This is a genomic window from Pseudomonas sp. NPDC089428 (genome assembly GCF_044749325.1).
Taxonomy (GTDB): Bacteria; Pseudomonadota; Gammaproteobacteria; order Pseudomonadales; family Pseudomonadaceae; genus Aquipseudomonas.
Genome location: NZ_JBIVHT010000017.1, coordinates 84,246 through 98,953, shown reverse-complemented (window position 1 = coordinate 98,953; position 14,708 = coordinate 84,246). Strand labels below are relative to the sequence as shown.

The window sequence follows — 14,708 nt, the reverse complement described above, 5'->3', positions numbered from 1 at the left end:
CGATTTTGTTCTATTTGGCAGAGCGAGAGTGGATGTGAGCAAACGAGCCTTTAACTTCTGCGCAGGCCCTGCCGCGCTTCCTGACGCTGTGTTGCAGCGTGCCCAGGCCGAGATGCTGGACTGGAACGGCAAGGGCTTGTCGGTGATGGAGATGAGCCATCGCAGCGACGACTACGTGGCCATCGCCGAAAAGGCCGAGCAGGACCTGCGTGACCTGCTGTCCGTCCCCTCCAACTACAAGGTCCTGTTCCTGCAGGGCGGTGCCAGCCAGCAGTTCGCCGAAATTCCGCTGAACCTGCTGCCGGAAAACGGCACTGCCGACTACGTCGAAACCGGCATCTGGTCGAAGAAAGCCATCGAGGAAGCGCGCCGCTTCGGCACCGTCAACGTCGCCGCCAGCGCCAAGCCTTACGATTATCTGGCCATCCCTGGCCAGAACGAGTGGAAGCTGACCAAGAATGCTGCCTACGTTCACTATGCGTCCAACGAGACCATCGGTGGCCTGCAGTTCGACTGGGTTCCAGAAACCGGCGACGTACCGCTGGTGGTTGACATGTCTTCCGACATCCTCTCGCGCCCGATCGACGTCTCGCAGTACGGCATGATCTACGCCGGCGCGCAGAAGAACATCGGCCCGAGCGGCCTGGTGGTGGTGATTGTCCGTGAAGACCTGATCGGCCGCGCCCGCAGCAGCTGCCCGACCATGCTCGACTACAAGGTCGCGGCCGACAATGGCTCGATGTACAACACCCCGGCCACTTACTCCTGGTATCTCTCGGGCCTTGTGTTCGAGTGGCTCAAGGAGCAGGGTGGCGTCGAGGCCATGGAGCAGCGCAACCGCGCCAAGAAGGACCGCCTGTACGGTTTCATCGACGCCAGCGAGTTCTACACCAACCCGATCAGCCACAACGCCCGTTCGTGGATGAACGTGCCGTTCCGCCTGGCTGACGAGCGCTTGGACAAGGCCTTCCTGGCCGGCGCCGACGCCCGTGGCCTGCTCAACCTCAAGGGCCACCGCTCGGTCGGCGGCATGCGCGCCTCGATCTATAACGCCCTGGGCCTGGAAGCGGTGGAAGGCCTGGTGGCCTACATGGCCGAATTCGAGAAGGAGCACGGCTGATGTCCGAACAGGAACTCAAAGCCCTGCGTGTGCGCATCGACAGCCTCGACGAGAAGATCCTCGAGCTGATCAGCGAGCGTGCCCGCTGCGCCGAAGAAGTGGCGAGGGTCAAGACCGCCTCGCTGGCCGAAGGCGAAAAGCCGGTGTTCTACCGGCCTGAGCGTGAAGCTGCCGTGCTCAAGCGCGTGATGGAGCGCAACAAGGGACCGCTGGGCAACGAAGAGATGGCGCGGCTGTTCCGCGAAATCATGTCGTCCTGCCTGGCCCTGGAAGAGCCGCTCAAGGTCGCCTACCTCGGCCCGGAAGGCACCTTCACCCAGGCTGCAGCCATGAAGCACTTCGGCCACGCCGTGGTCAGTCGCCCGATGGCAGCCATCGACGAAGTGTTCCGCGAAGTGGCGGCCGGTGCCGTCAATTTCGGCGTGGTGCCGGTGGAAAACTCCACCGAGGGTGCGGTCAGTCACACCCTGGACAGCTTCCTTGAGCACGACATGGTGATCTGCGGCGAAGTCGAACTGCGCATCCACCATCACCTGCTGGTGGGCGAGAACACCAAGACCAACAGCATCACCCGTATCTACTCCCACGCCCAGTCGCTGGCCCAGTGCCGCAAGTGGCTGGACGCGCACTACCCGAACGTAGAGCGTGTGGCTGTTTCGAGCAACGCCGAGGCGGCCAAGCGAGTCAAGGGCGAGTGGAACTCGGCGGCGATCGCCGGCGACATGGCGGCCAACCTGTATGGCCTGACCCGTCTGGCTGAAAAGATCGAAGACCGTCCGGACAACTCCACGCGCTTCCTGATGATTGGTCAGCAGGAAGTGCCGCCGACCGGCGACGACAAGACCTCGATCATCGTCTCGATGAGCAACAAGCCAGGTGCGCTGCACGAGCTGCTGGTGCCGTTCCACGAAAACGGCATCGACCTGACCCGTATCGAGACCCGTCCGTCGCGCAGCGGCAAGTGGACCTACGTGTTCTTCATCGACTTCGTCGGCCACCACCGCGACCCGCTGATCAAGGCGGTGCTGGAGAAGATCAGCCAGGAGGCCGTGGCGCTCAAGGTGCTGGGGTCCTATCCGAAGGCGGTGCTTTGATTTGATGTCGTTGGGGCCGCTCCGCGCCCCATCGCGGCTGAAGCCGCTCCCACAGGACAGCGCGGTACTTGTAGGAGCGGCTTCAGCCGCGATGGGCTGCAAAGCAGCCCCAATGGGCCTAACAGACTGCCAAGATTTCTGAACAGGGTTCGCACCAGTGGTAAATGCAGCAACAACCAAACCCGCGCCAATCATCGATCGCCTGGTCGTGGTCGGCCTCGGGCTGATCGGCGGCTCCTTCGCCAAGGGCCTGCGTGAAAGCGGCCTGTGCCGCGAAGTGGTCGGCGTCGACCTCGATGCCCCATCGCGCAAGTTGGCCGTGGACCTGGGCGTGGTCGACCGCTGCGAAGCCGACCTCGCCGCTGCCTGTGTCGGCGCCGATGTCATCCAGCTTGCCGTGCCGATCCTGGCCATGGAAAAGGTCCTGGCCCGCCTGGCCCAGCTCGACCTCGGCGACGCCGTCATTACCGACGTCGGTAGCGCCAAGGGCAATGTCGTGCGTGAAGCGCGTGCCGTGTTCGGTGAGCGCCTGCCGCGCTTCGTTCCCGGTCACCCGATCGCCGGCTCCGAGCAGAGTGGGGTAGAAGCCGCCAACGCCACCCTGTTCCGCCGACACAAGGTCATCCTCACGCCGCTGGAAGAAACCGACCCGGCCGCCCTGGCTCTGGTAGATCGCCTGTGGCGCGCGCTGGAGGCCGATGTCGAGCACATGCCAGTGGAACGCCATGACGAAGTGCTGGCCGCCACCAGCCACCTGCCGCACCTGCTGGCCTTCGGCCTGGTCGATTCGTTGGCCAAGCGCAATGAAAACCTCGACATCTTCCGGTACGCTGCGGGAGGTTTCCGCGATTTCACACGAATCGCCGGCAGCGACCCGACCATGTGGCACGACATCTTCCTCGCCAACCGCGAGGCCGTCCTGCGCACCCTGGACACATTTCGCAGCGACCTCGACGCCTTGCGCGACGCGGTCGATGCTGGGGACGGGCACCAGCTGCTGGGTGTATTCACCCGTGCACGCGTTGCCCGCGAGCATTTCAGTAAAATCCTGGCCCGCCGGGCCTATGTGGACGCTATGAACGCCAACGATCTGATTTTCCTGGCCCAACCGGGTGGCCGCCTGACCGGGCGAATCCGCGTACCGGGCGACAAGTCGATTTCCCACCGTTCGATCATGCTCGGCTCGCTGGCCGAAGGCACGACCGAAGTCGAAGGTTTCCTTGAAGGCGAGGACGCCCTGGCGACCCTGCAGGCATTCCGTGACATGGGTGTGGTCATCGAGGGCCCGAACCACGGCCGCGTGACCATTCACGGCGTTGGCCTGCATGGCCTCAAGCCGCCGCCAGGTCCGCTGTACGTCGGCAACTCCGGTACTTCGATGCGCCTGCTCTCCGGCCTGCTGGCCGGCCAGCCGTTCGATGTCACCATGACCGGCGACGCCTCGCTGTCCAAGCGCCCGATGAATCGCGTGGCCAACCCGCTGCGCGAAATGGGTGCCGTGGTCGAGACCGGCCCGGACGGCCGTCCGCCGCTGACCATCCGCGGTGGCAGCAAGCTCAAGGCGCTGACCTACACGCTGCCGATGGCCAGTGCCCAGGTCAAATCCTGCCTGCTGCTGGCGGGCCTGTACGCCGAGGGCAAGACCACCGTCACCGAGCCGGCGCCGACCCGTGACCACACCGAGCGCATGCTGCGCGGCTTTGGCTACTCGGTCGAAAGCAACGGTCCGGTCGCCTCGCTGCAGTCCGGCGGCAAGCTGACCGCGACCCGTATCGAAGTGCCGGCAGACATCTCGTCCGCAGCGTTCTTCCTGGTGGCTGCATCGATCGCCGAAGGCTCCGAGCTGGTGCTCGAGCACGTCGGCATCAACCCGACCCGCACTGGCGTGATCGACATCCTGCGCCTGATGGGTGGCGACATCAGCCTGGAGAACCAGCGCGAAGTCGGCGGTGAGCCAGTGGCCGACCTGCGCGTGCGTGGCGCCAAGCTCAAGGGGATCGACATCCCGGAAGCGCTGGTGCCGCTGGCGATCGATGAATTCCCGGTGCTGTTCGTTGCTGCTGCCTGCGCCGAAGGGCGTACCGTGCTGCGTGGTGCCGAAGAGCTGCGGGTGAAGGAGTCCGACCGCATCCAGGTCATGGCCGATGGCCTGATCACCCTGGGCATCAAATGCGAGCCGACCCCGGATGGCATCATCATCGAGGGTGGCCAGCTCGGCGGAGGCGAAGTGCACGGTCACGGTGACCACCGTATCGCCATGGCCTTCAGCGTCGCTTCGCTGCGTGCCAGCGCGCCGATCCGCATCCATGATTGCGCCAACGTCGCCACCTCGTTCCCGAACTTCCTCAAACTGTGCGCCGATGTCGGTATCCGCGTCGCCGAAGAGGGCAAGTCGTGAATTCGCAAGCACCGGTCATCACCATCGACGGCCCAAGCGGCTCGGGCAAGGGTACCGTTGCCGGCATCCTTGCGCGTGAGCTGGGCTGGAAGCTGCTCGATTCCGGCGCGCTATACCGCTTGCTCGCGTTCAACGCCAGCAACCACGGCGTCGACCTGACCAACGAAGAGCTGCTCAAGGCGCTGGCCGCCCATCTGGATGTGCAATTCATCGCTGCCGAGCCGGGTAAGCTTCAACAAATCATCCTCGAGGGCGAGGACGTCAGTAACGTCATCCGTACCGAAACGGTCGGTGCCGGCGCCTCGATGGTCGCCTCGCTGCCGGCGGTGCGTGAAGCGCTGCTGCAGCGCCAGCGCGCCTTCCGCGAAGCGCCAGGGCTGATCGCCGATGGTCGCGACATGGGCACCGTGGTGTTCCCGGACGCGCCGCTGAAGGTCTTCCTCACCGCCAGCGCCGAGGAACGTGCCCGTCGCCGCTACCTGCAGTTGAAGGGCAAGGGTGAAGATGTTAGTCTGTCGAGTCTGCTAGATGAGATTCGTGCGCGTGATGAACGTGACACCCAGCGTGCAGTGGCCCCGCTGAAACCAGCGGTCGATGCCATTCAGCTGGACTCTACCGAGTTGTCCATCGAGCAGGTGTTGCAACGTATCAGGAGCGAGCTCGCCCAGCGCGACTTGGTCTGATAGCCAGGAGAGCAGGCAGGGGCACCAGTCAACGTCCTGCCGGCTTTCCTTTACTTAAAACAAACCCACATTGTCTGGAATGTGGCGATGGGCGTCTGTTTCGCCCGAATCTACAGGAATTAAAATGAGCGAAAGCTTTGCAGAACTCTTTGAAGAAAGCCTGAAAACCCTCAATCTTCAGCCGGGTGCCATCATCTCCGGTATCGTTGTCGACATCGACGGCGACTGGGTTACCGTACACGCTGGCCTGAAGTCCGAGGGCGTCATCCCGCTCGAGCAGTTCTACAACGAAGCTGGCGAGCTGACCATCAAGGTCGGTGACGAAGTTCACGTTGCGCTGGACGCGGTCGAAGACGGCTTTGGCGAAACCAAACTGTCCCGTGAAAAAGCCAAGCGCGCCGAGTGCTGGATTGTTCTGGAAGCAGCTTTCGCCGCCGAAGAAGTGGTCAAGGGCGTTATCAACGGTAAGGTTAAGGGCGGCTTCACTGTCGACGTTAACGGCATCCGTGCGTTCCTGCCGGGCTCCCTGGTTGATGTCCGCCCAGTGCGCGACACCACCCACCTGGAAGGCAAAGAGCTGGAATTCAAGGTCATCAAGCTGGACCAGAAGCGCAACAACGTTGTCGTTTCCCGTCGCAGCGTGCTGGAAGCCGAGAACTCCGCCGAGCGCGAAGCCCTGCTGGAAACCCTGCAGGAAGGCCAGCAAGTCAAAGGTATCGTCAAGAACCTCACCGACTACGGCGCATTCGTGGACCTGGGCGGTATCGACGGCCTGCTGCACATCACCGACATGGCTTGGAAGCGCATCAAGCACCCATCGGAAATCGTTAACGTTGGCGACGAAGTCGACGTACGCGTTCTGAAGTTCGACCGTGAGCGCAACCGCGTTTCGCTGGGTCTGAAGCAGATGGGCGAAGATCCGTGGGTCGCTATCACTGCACGTTACCCAGAAGGTACTCGTGTACAGGCTCGCGTTACCAACCTGACCGACTACGGCTGCTTCGCTGAGCTGGAAGAAGGCGTTGAAGGTCTGGTACACGTTTCCGAAATGGACTGGACCAACAAGAACATCCACCCGTCGAAAGTCGTTCAGGTTGGCGACGAAGTGGAAGTCATGGTTCTGGACATCGACGAAGAGCGTCGTCGTATCTCCCTGGGCATCAAACAGTGCAAGTCCAACCCATGGGAAGACTTCTCCGGCCAGTTCAACAAGGGTGACAAGATCACCGGTACCATCAAGTCGATCACCGACTTCGGTATCTTCATCGGCCTGGACGGCGGCATCGACGGCCTGGTTCACCTGTCCGACATCTCCTGGAACGAAACCGGCGAAGAAGCCGTGCGTCGTTTCAAGAAGGGCGACGAGCTGGAAACCGTCATCCTGTCGGTTGACCCAGAGCGCGAGCGCATCTCCCTGGGCATCAAGCAGCTGGAAGACGATCCGTTCTCCAACTTCGTTGCTGTCAACGACAAGGGCGCTATCGTCAAGGGCATCGTGAAAGAAGTTGACGCCAAAGGCGCCATCATCACCCTGGCCGACGACATCGAAGCCACTCTGAAAGCTTCCGAAATCAGCCGTGACCGCGTTGAAGACGCGCGTAACGTCCTGAAGGAAGGCGAAGAGATCGAAGCCAAGATCATCAGCGTTGACCGCAAATCGCGCGTCATCAGCCTGTCGATCAAGTCGAAAGACGACGCTGAAGAGCGTGAAGCCATCCAGAGCCTGAAAAACGCTCCGGAAGCTGCTGCCGACACCACCATGGCTGCGCTGCTGCGCGAAGCTATGGCCAAGCAGAACTGAGTTCTGTTTGATCGGTAAAAAGGGTGGCCTTCGGGCCACCCTTTTTTTTGCGTGTTGGAAATGTGTTTGGGTTGCGGCGTGTTCGCCGTGGTAGGTTTTGCGATCGCTCTCAAAACCATCACACCCCTTAAGCCGTGCGCTTCCAAGCCCCAATGCGGCATATTTCTTTTCTTTTCAATCTTGAATTTTTTTATTAAGTCAAGAACCACCCTGTTCAAATCCCTCCGAGCGTGCTACAACCTGATTAAGCAATGATCTAGCTGCTTGATAACGAAGGGAAAAATATGACGAAGTCGGAGCTGATCGAACGTATTGTCACCCATCAAGGGCTGCTCTCGTCGAAGGACGTGGAGTTGGCCATCAAGACCATGCTTGAGCAGATGTCCCAATGCCTGGCCACTGGCGATCGCATCGAGATTCGTGGCTTCGGCAGTTTTTCCTTGCACTATCGCGCACCGCGGGTTGGCCGCAATCCCAAGACTGGCCAGTCGGTGGAGCTCGAAGGCAAGTTTGTACCCCACTTCAAGCCAGGCAAAGAGCTGCGTGACCGTGTCAATGAAGAAGAGCACGAGCACCCTTGAGTTGTAAAAGGAGCCATTCTGATGCGTAACCTCAAGCGCGCCCTGGCGGCGTTGTTCGTGCTGCTGCTGGCGGCTGTGGTGCTGTTCTTCGTGTTGGAGAACCAGCAGGCGGTGGCGCTGATGCTGTTTGGCTGGTCGGCGCCGGCGATGCCAGTGGCAGTGCCTGTGCTGGCTGCTTTGGTCATCGGCTTGGCGATTGGTCCGCTGCTTGGCGCCTACGGTGTGCAGCGCAGCAAGCGCAAGATTCGCGCATCGGCACGTCAGGCGGTACTGAACGGCAGCTGATGAAAATTCCTACGCCTATGTAGGAAAGTTTCACCTATGCGTGCGCCCGTCGAAATGGAGTAATAGGCACCTCATTTCCGGCCTTGGCGAGCGTGCAGCAGTATGGAGTTTCCTGCCCTTTCCCATCATGGTGGTACCCGAAGCGTCACCGGTTCCTGCCATCAGCTTCATCTCGACCCGACAACCAGCCTGTTGATCGATTGTGGCCTCGAGCAAGGTGCCGAGGCCTCGCCTGGTGCGCAGTTCGCCCCTATCGGTTTCGATGTCGAAGGTATCCGGGCGCTCGTCATTACCCATGTCCATATAGATCATGTAGGTCGCATCCCTGCGCTGCTGGCCGCTGGTTTCCGTGGGCCCATCCTGTGCAGCGAGCCTTCGGCCAGGTTGTTGCCGCTGGTGCTCGAGGATGCCTACAAACTAGGTATCAGTGCCGATCCGGTTCAGGTCGACCGCTACCTGGCGCTGTTGCAGCGCCTCATCGTTCCACTTCCATTCGGGCAGTGGCATTGCGCAGTCGAGCAGGCTCATGTTGCCTGTTCCATTCGACTCCAGCGTGCCGGCCACCTGCTCGGGTCGGCCTATGTGGAGTGCGATGTGCGCGTAAGGGGCGGCGAAGCCAGTTCACGCATCGTATTTTCCGGCGACCTTGGGGCGCCCGGCAATCCGTTATTGCGCCCCGTTCAGCCACCAGAACGGGCTGATATCCTGGTACTGGAAAGCACATACGGTGACCGGCTGCACGCGGACCGCAGTGACCGACAGCATCAGCTAGAGGCAGTGATCGAGCGGGCGCTGGCTGATAACGGTACCATCCTGATACCGGCTTTTAGCCTGGGGCGTACACAGGAGTTGCTGTACGAGATCGAAGACATTCTTTATCGCAAATCGCTGCTCAACGCACCTGGTCAGCCCTCTGACGATGATCCGCTGCAGGTCATCGACTGGTCGAGTTTGCCGATCATCCTCGACTCTCCCCTGGCGCAGCGCATCACGCAGGCCTACTGCGAACTCCATGAATATTGGAATCACGAGGCTCGGCAGCGGTTGGGCGAGGGCAGAGCCCCGCTGGGGTTCGCCCAGCTGGTGTGCGTGGACACCCATGCCAAGCATCAGAAGGTGGTCAATTATCTAAGGAGTACCGGGCGGCCGGCGATCGTCATCGCAGGCAACGGCATGTGCTCTGGTGGGCGCATCGTCAATTACCTCAAGGCCATGCTCGGTGATCCCCGGCATGAAGTGATGTTCGTCGGCTATCAGGCCAAGGGCACGCCGGGTGCGGTTATTCAGGCGAGTGAGGGGGCGGAGGGGTTTGTGCAGATTGATCTGGATGGGCAAATGTATGAAATCAGGGCCAAGGTGGTGACACTGGACGGCTACTCCGGCCATCTTGACCGTCAAGGCCTGGTGAAATTTGCCTGTGAAATCGGCTCACCCATACAGCGAGTGGTGCTGGTGCATGGTGATCGGCGTGCGAAAAATGCCCTGCAGGCGGCCCTGATGTCGCAGTACCAGCAAGCAAATGTCGCAACCGAGGTGTGTATCGGGGTTGATTAAAGGCATCCGAGAATCAGAAAAAGCTGGCTTTTCAAGGCCCCTGTTCGGTACCTTGGTGGCCAGCAGTCAATGCGATGAGAGCTCGCTTTTTCGGCATGTGGAAGTTACAACCCGGTCTTTGAACCGGTCAGTTCATACACTATTCAGAAGCGTCAGATGTATGTGTCAGACTGGCCTTGGCCCATCTGAAATCCGGGTTGGCATCACCCAGCCCAAACCTTCAATCAGGGCACCTTGATCGGCACGGTAATCTGCGGTAGACATGTCAAGTTGGCTTGAACTGAATTTAACCCGCAGCCAGCGTTCCGCGCACGTTCCAGCATTGCACAGCATTGAATACGTGCACGCACTCAAACAATACCGAGTCAACTAAATGTTTAAGCGTTTTATCGATATCTGCGCGTCATTATGCGCTCTGATACTCCTATCTCCGGTAATGGCTGTAGTTGCCTGGAATATTCGCAAAAAACTCGGTTCGCCTGTGCTGTTTCGTCAGGTGCGTCCAGGCCTTAACGGCAAACCCTTTGAAATGATCAAGTTCCGAACCATGCGCGACGCAGTGGATGCGGAGGGTAATCCGCTTGCCGATGCAGAGCGGATGACGCCCTTCGGCAGCTTCTTGCGCGCCAGCAGCCTGGATGAGTTGCCGGAGTTGTGGAACGTTCTGAAGGGTGACATGAGCCTGGTGGGGCCGCGCCCTTTGCTGATGGAATACTTACCACTCTATAGCCAGGAACAGCGCCGTCGTCATGAGGTGCGCCCCGGAGTGACGGGGTGGGCACAGGTAAACGGCCGCAATGCATTGAGTTGGGAAGACAAGTTCAAGCTTGATGTTTGGTATGTCGATAACCAAAGTTTACTGCTCGACGTCAAGATCCTGTTCATGACCGTAAAAAAGGTGCTTGTCAAAGAGGGCATCAGTGCCGAAGGCAACGTCACCATGTCCAAATTTACCGGGGACAAGCAGTGAAGCGGCTGGCTGTACTAGGTGCCAGTGGGCATGGAAAGGTCGTGGCCGACACTGCTCAGAGTTGTGGATGGGAGCACGTCGACTTCTTTGACGATGCCTGGCCCGGCCGAACGCACAATGGGCACTGGCCAGTGGTGGGCGATTCTGCAGCATTGCACGCACGTCTTCAGGACTACGAAGGCGTCATTGTTGCGATCGGCAACAATGGCATTCGCCATGCCAAGCTTGAAGCGCTTTCAAGTGCCGGTGCGCCGCTGGTTTCGTTACTGCACCCTATGGCTTTTGTCAGTCAGTACGCGTCCGTCGGCCCTGGATCCGTGATCTTCGCAGGGGTTGTGGTCAATGCCGATGCGCGCGTGGGATACGGCGCGATCCTGAATACCGGCTGTAGCGTTGACCATGATTGTGTGCTGGGAAATGCTGTGCACGTAAGCCCGGGTGCCAGGCTTGCCGGCGCTGTCAGCGTGGGTGACCGTAGCTGGGTGGGGATTGGCGCCTGTGTCAGGCAACTGATCAGGCTGGGTTGCGATGTGACCGTGGGTGCAGGCGCTAGCGTGGTCAGCGATGTAGCAGATGGCAAGGTCGTCGTGGGTGTGCCAGCGAAAGCCGTCGTAACACGGTGAGTTGAAATCAACTATCCTGAGTGAATGGTTGCAGGTTTTGTAAACGTTTGATTTTCTGAATTTTCATTTTGCAATTTGTGGGTGTGAATTGTGCTGAATTCTCCTTTTTCCCCTTGGCCGTCTTTTTCCGAAGAAGAAGCCAATGCAGTACGCGATGTCATCCTCTCCAACAAAGTCAATTACTGGACAGGGCAGGAATGCCGTGAGTTCGAGAAAGAGTTTGCTGCCTGGAGTGGTTGCGCTTATGCGGTCGCACTGACCAACGGTACTGTCGCGCTTGATTTGGCGTTCCAGGCATTAGGCATTGGTGCAGGGGATGAGGTGATTGTCACTTCCAGAACCTTCCTGGCTTCGGTTTCCAGCATTGTGAATGCCGGCGCCACACCGGTGTTTGCCGATGTCGATGCCGATTCGCAGAACATCACGGCACAGACCATCGAAGCCGTGCTTACTTCGCGTACCCGAGCGGTTGTCTGTGTGCACCTGGCTGGCTGGCCTTGCGACATGGACCCGATCATGGCGCTGGCCGAACAGCACGGCCTTAAGGTCATTGAAGATTGTGCACAGGCCCACGGTGCCAAATACAAAGGGCGTCCGGTTGGTTCCATCGGGCATGTGGGTGCATGGTCGTTCTGCCAGGACAAGATCATGACCACCGGTGGCGAGGGTGGCATGGTTACCACCAATGACCGTAGCCTGTGGTCGGCCATGTGGTCTTACAAAGACCATGGCAAAAGCTGGGAAGCCGTTTACGAACGCCAGCACGCCCCGGGTTTCCGTTGGCTGCATGAAAGCTTTGGTACGAACTGGCGCATGATGGAAGTGCAGGGCGTGCTGGGGCGCATTCAGCTGCAGCGAATGGCGCAGTGGCAAGAGACCCGCCTCGCCAATGCCCGCAAGATCTGGGACACCGCCAGCCAGTTGGCCGGCCTGCGTGTTCCCGTCGTTCCGCAAGATATCTTGCATGCCGCCTACAAGTGCTATGTGTTCGTTGAACCGCAGTCATTAAAGCAAGGCTGGACACGTGATAGGATCCTCAACGAAATCGCCGCTCGCGGTGTTCCGTGTTTTTCAGGGTCTTGCTCCGAGGTCTATCTGGAAAAGGCATTCGACGGTACGCCCTGGCGTCCGGCCGAGCGCCTGTCGGAAGCGGCACAACTGGGTGAGACCAGCTTGATGTTCATGGTCCACCCGACTTTGACGCCTGCCGAAATCGACAAGACTTGCCAGGTTCTGCACGACGTGATGCGCGAGGCGCAGGTCGTTTGAACTTCTGATTGCGCTTTCAGTTCTAACGCCATCGACCAATGCCGGGTCGCGTTGAATTGAGAGCGTGTCATGGCTTTACCAGGCCGCAATGGCTGACCATGAACGTCACATATTAGAGGCCGAACCGTACTTTCAGGCGGTTCGTGAGGTCCAGGGTTTAGAGGGATTTATGGATAGAGCACGGGCATTGTTGCTAGGGCTATCGCGTAGGAAAAAGCGGCTGATTCAGGTTGTTACCGACGTTCTGCTGATTTGGTTGGCTCTGTGGATGGCATTCGTCGTGCGTCTGGGGATTGAGGACGCCATCAATCCCCTGGAAGAGCACCGCTGGCTGTTCGTCTGTGCCCCCGTTGTGGCAATCCCCCTGTTTGTTCGCTGCGGGTTATACCGTGCGGTCATGCGCTATTTCGGCAACGATGCGCTAATCGCCATCATCAAGGCCGTCAGCCTTTCGGCATTGGTGTTGACGGTTATCGTCTATGCCTTCGGTAACCATCAGGCAGTGGTGCCGCGTTCGGTCATTTTCAATTACTGGTGGCTGAGCCTGATCATGGTCGGCGGGCTGCGACTGGCGATGCGTCAGTTCTTCCTCGGTGACTGGTACGCTGCTGTGCAGCATGTGCCATTTGGCAATCGCAGCAGTGGTTTGCCCAAAGTGGCCATTTATGGCGCCGGGTCGGCGGGCAACCAGCTGGTCGTTGCGCTAAGAATGGGGCGGCAGATGCGCCCGGTGGCGTTCATTGACGACGACCGCAGCCTTGCCGGGCGGGTGATTGCCGGCTTGCAGGTGTATACCCCCAAGCATATCCAGCAGCTTATCGATGCAACGGGCGCGCAGGAGATCCTGCTGGCGGTGCCTTCTGCAAGCCGGGGCCGACGCCGTGAAATCCTGAACTTCCTGGAAACATTCCCGTTGCATGTACGTACCGTGCCAGGCTTTATGGACCTGGCCAGTGGCCGAGTCAAGGTTGACGATATTCAGGAAGTAGACATCGCCGACTTGCTGGGGCGTGACCCCGTGCCTGCGCAAAAAGGCCTGTTCTCGCGTTGCATCGAGGGCCAATGTGTCATGGTGACGGGCGCGGGGGGCTCCATCGGCTCGGAATTGTGCCGGCAGATTCTGGGGGCTCAACCCAAGACACTGCTGCTGTTCGAACACAGTGAATTCAATCTGTACAGTATTCAAACCGAACTGGAGCAACGTGTCAGCCGCGAATCGCTGTCGGTGAATGTGCTACCGATACTAGGGTCGATACGCAACGAAGCAAAACTGCTGGATGTGATGAAGGCCTGGAAGGTCGACACGGTCTACCATGCCGCTGCCTACAAGCATGTGCCAATGGTCGAGCACAATATTGCCGAGGGCGTGCTGAACAACGTCATCGGCACGTTGAATACGGCCCAGGCCGCCCTGCAGGCGAGGGTATCCAACTTCGTCCTGATCTCGACGGACAAAGCCGTGCGCCCGACCAATGTCATGGGCAGTACCAAGCGCTTGGCCGAGATGACCTTGCAGGCACTCAGCCGAGAAGCAGCGCCGGTTCTTTTTGGTGATGTGGATAACGTCTCCCAGGTGAATAAGACGCGCTTTACGATGGTTCGCTTCGGTAATGTGCTGGGTTCATCGGGTTCGGTCATCCCTCTGTTCCACAAACAGATCAAGTCGGGTGGGCCGCTGACGGTCACGCATCCGAACATCACGCGCTACTTCATGACCATTCCAGAAGCCGCGCAACTGGTCATTCAGGCCGGTTCCATGGGGCAGGGCGGCGACGTGTTCGTGCTCGATATGGGCGAGCCGGTAAAAATTGCCGAGCTGGCGGAAAAAATGATTCATCTGTCCGGGTTAAGTGTGCGTTCCGAGCGCAACCCGCATGGTGATGTGGCGATCAAGTACACGGGCTTGCGCCCCGGTGAAAAGCTCTACGAAGAGTTGTTGATCGGCGATGGTGTGATTGCCACTTCGCACCCCATGATCATGAGTGCCCATGAAGACTTCCTGCCCTGGGATGTTCTCAAGCCACGAATTGCTGAACTGGTCACTGCGGTTGGCCAGGACGACTATGCGCGCGTGCGCCAGCTGCTACGTGATTCTGTCAGTGGTTATACGCCGGATGGCGAGATTGTGGATTGGTTCTACCAGCAGCATCGGCTTGACCCTTGAGGCTACCCCGGAAAAGGCCATTGAGGATGCTGCGCAGCCCTTGATGGCCCTGGCGGTTCAAGGCAAAACCGGCCGCGAAGGTATTTCCTTAATATTGTTATTTGAAACGGAACTGAATAACCCCTCTGTGGCCTATGGCATACTCGGGTGTGCCGAACCTCGCGCA

Annotated in this window: 12 protein-coding genes; all 12 read left to right on the top strand. The window is 59.5% G+C overall.

Translation table 11 applies throughout. The annotated features are described in order from the left end of the window. The first annotated feature begins 34 nt into the window (after positions 1-34). The 12 genes from serC (at position 35) to ACIPZ5_RS23640 (ending at position 14,542) form a co-directional block, all read left to right on the top strand. Positions 35-1,120, top strand: a complete 1,086-nt coding sequence (gene serC, locus ACIPZ5_RS23695) for a 3-phosphoserine/phosphohydroxythreonine transaminase (protein WP_054887178.1) — start codon at positions 35-37, stop codon at positions 1,118-1,120. Further along, a complete protein-coding gene (pheA, locus tag ACIPZ5_RS23690; protein ID WP_261941146.1) occupies positions 1,120-2,214 on the top strand; it encodes a prephenate dehydratase in 1,095 nt (364 codons plus the stop codon). The genes serC and pheA overlap by 1 nt, the downstream gene beginning before the upstream one ends. Before the next feature lie 190 nt (positions 2,215-2,404). Next, positions 2,405-4,612, top strand: coding sequence for a bifunctional prephenate dehydrogenase/3-phosphoshikimate 1-carboxyvinyltransferase (locus tag ACIPZ5_RS23685; RefSeq protein ID WP_400810909.1), 2,208 nt, complete (start codon positions 2,405-2,407; stop codon positions 4,610-4,612). After that, positions 4,609-5,295: a (d)CMP kinase gene (cmk, locus tag ACIPZ5_RS23680; RefSeq protein WP_343598987.1), complete on the top strand. Its 687-nt coding sequence runs from the start codon at positions 4,609-4,611 to the stop codon at positions 5,293-5,295. The genes ACIPZ5_RS23685 and cmk overlap by 4 nt, the downstream gene beginning before the upstream one ends. A gap of 124 nt (positions 5,296-5,419) precedes the next feature. Further along, a complete protein-coding gene (gene rpsA, locus ACIPZ5_RS23675; RefSeq protein WP_027918186.1) occupies positions 5,420-7,096 on the top strand; it encodes a 30S ribosomal protein S1 in 1,677 nt (558 codons plus the stop codon). A 284-nt stretch (positions 7,097-7,380) separates the two neighbouring features. Beyond that, positions 7,381-7,677, top strand: a complete 297-nt coding sequence (ihfB, locus tag ACIPZ5_RS23670) for an integration host factor subunit beta (RefSeq protein WP_012313292.1) — start codon at positions 7,381-7,383, stop codon at positions 7,675-7,677. Between the two features lie 21 nt (positions 7,678-7,698). Beyond that, positions 7,699-7,962 (top strand): LapA family protein, encoded by a 264-nt coding sequence (locus tag ACIPZ5_RS23665; RefSeq protein ID WP_343598992.1) that lies wholly within the window; start codon positions 7,699-7,701, stop codon positions 7,960-7,962. A 102-nt stretch (positions 7,963-8,064) separates the two neighbouring features. Next, the gene (locus tag ACIPZ5_RS23660) at positions 8,065-9,516 is read left to right on the top strand and encodes an MBL fold metallo-hydrolase (protein WP_343598994.1); all 1,452 of its coding nucleotides are present in this window, start codon (positions 8,065-8,067) and stop codon (positions 9,514-9,516) included. A gap of 373 nt (positions 9,517-9,889) precedes the next feature. After that, positions 9,890-10,486 (top strand): sugar transferase, encoded by a 597-nt coding sequence (locus tag ACIPZ5_RS23655; RefSeq protein WP_343598996.1) that lies wholly within the window; start codon positions 9,890-9,892, stop codon positions 10,484-10,486. After that, a complete protein-coding gene (locus ACIPZ5_RS23650; RefSeq protein WP_343598998.1) occupies positions 10,483-11,109 on the top strand; it encodes an acetyltransferase in 627 nt (208 codons plus the stop codon). The genes ACIPZ5_RS23655 and ACIPZ5_RS23650 overlap by 4 nt, the downstream gene beginning before the upstream one ends. Before the next feature lie 90 nt (positions 11,110-11,199). Further along, on the top strand, positions 11,200-12,378 hold the full coding sequence (locus ACIPZ5_RS23645) for a DegT/DnrJ/EryC1/StrS aminotransferase family protein (RefSeq protein ID WP_343599000.1): 1,179 nt from the start codon (positions 11,200-11,202) through the stop codon (positions 12,376-12,378). Between the two features lie 169 nt (positions 12,379-12,547). Further along, positions 12,548-14,542, top strand: coding sequence for a polysaccharide biosynthesis protein (locus tag ACIPZ5_RS23640; RefSeq protein ID WP_400810907.1), 1,995 nt, complete (start codon positions 12,548-12,550; stop codon positions 14,540-14,542). Positions 14,543-14,708 lie beyond the last annotated feature (166 nt).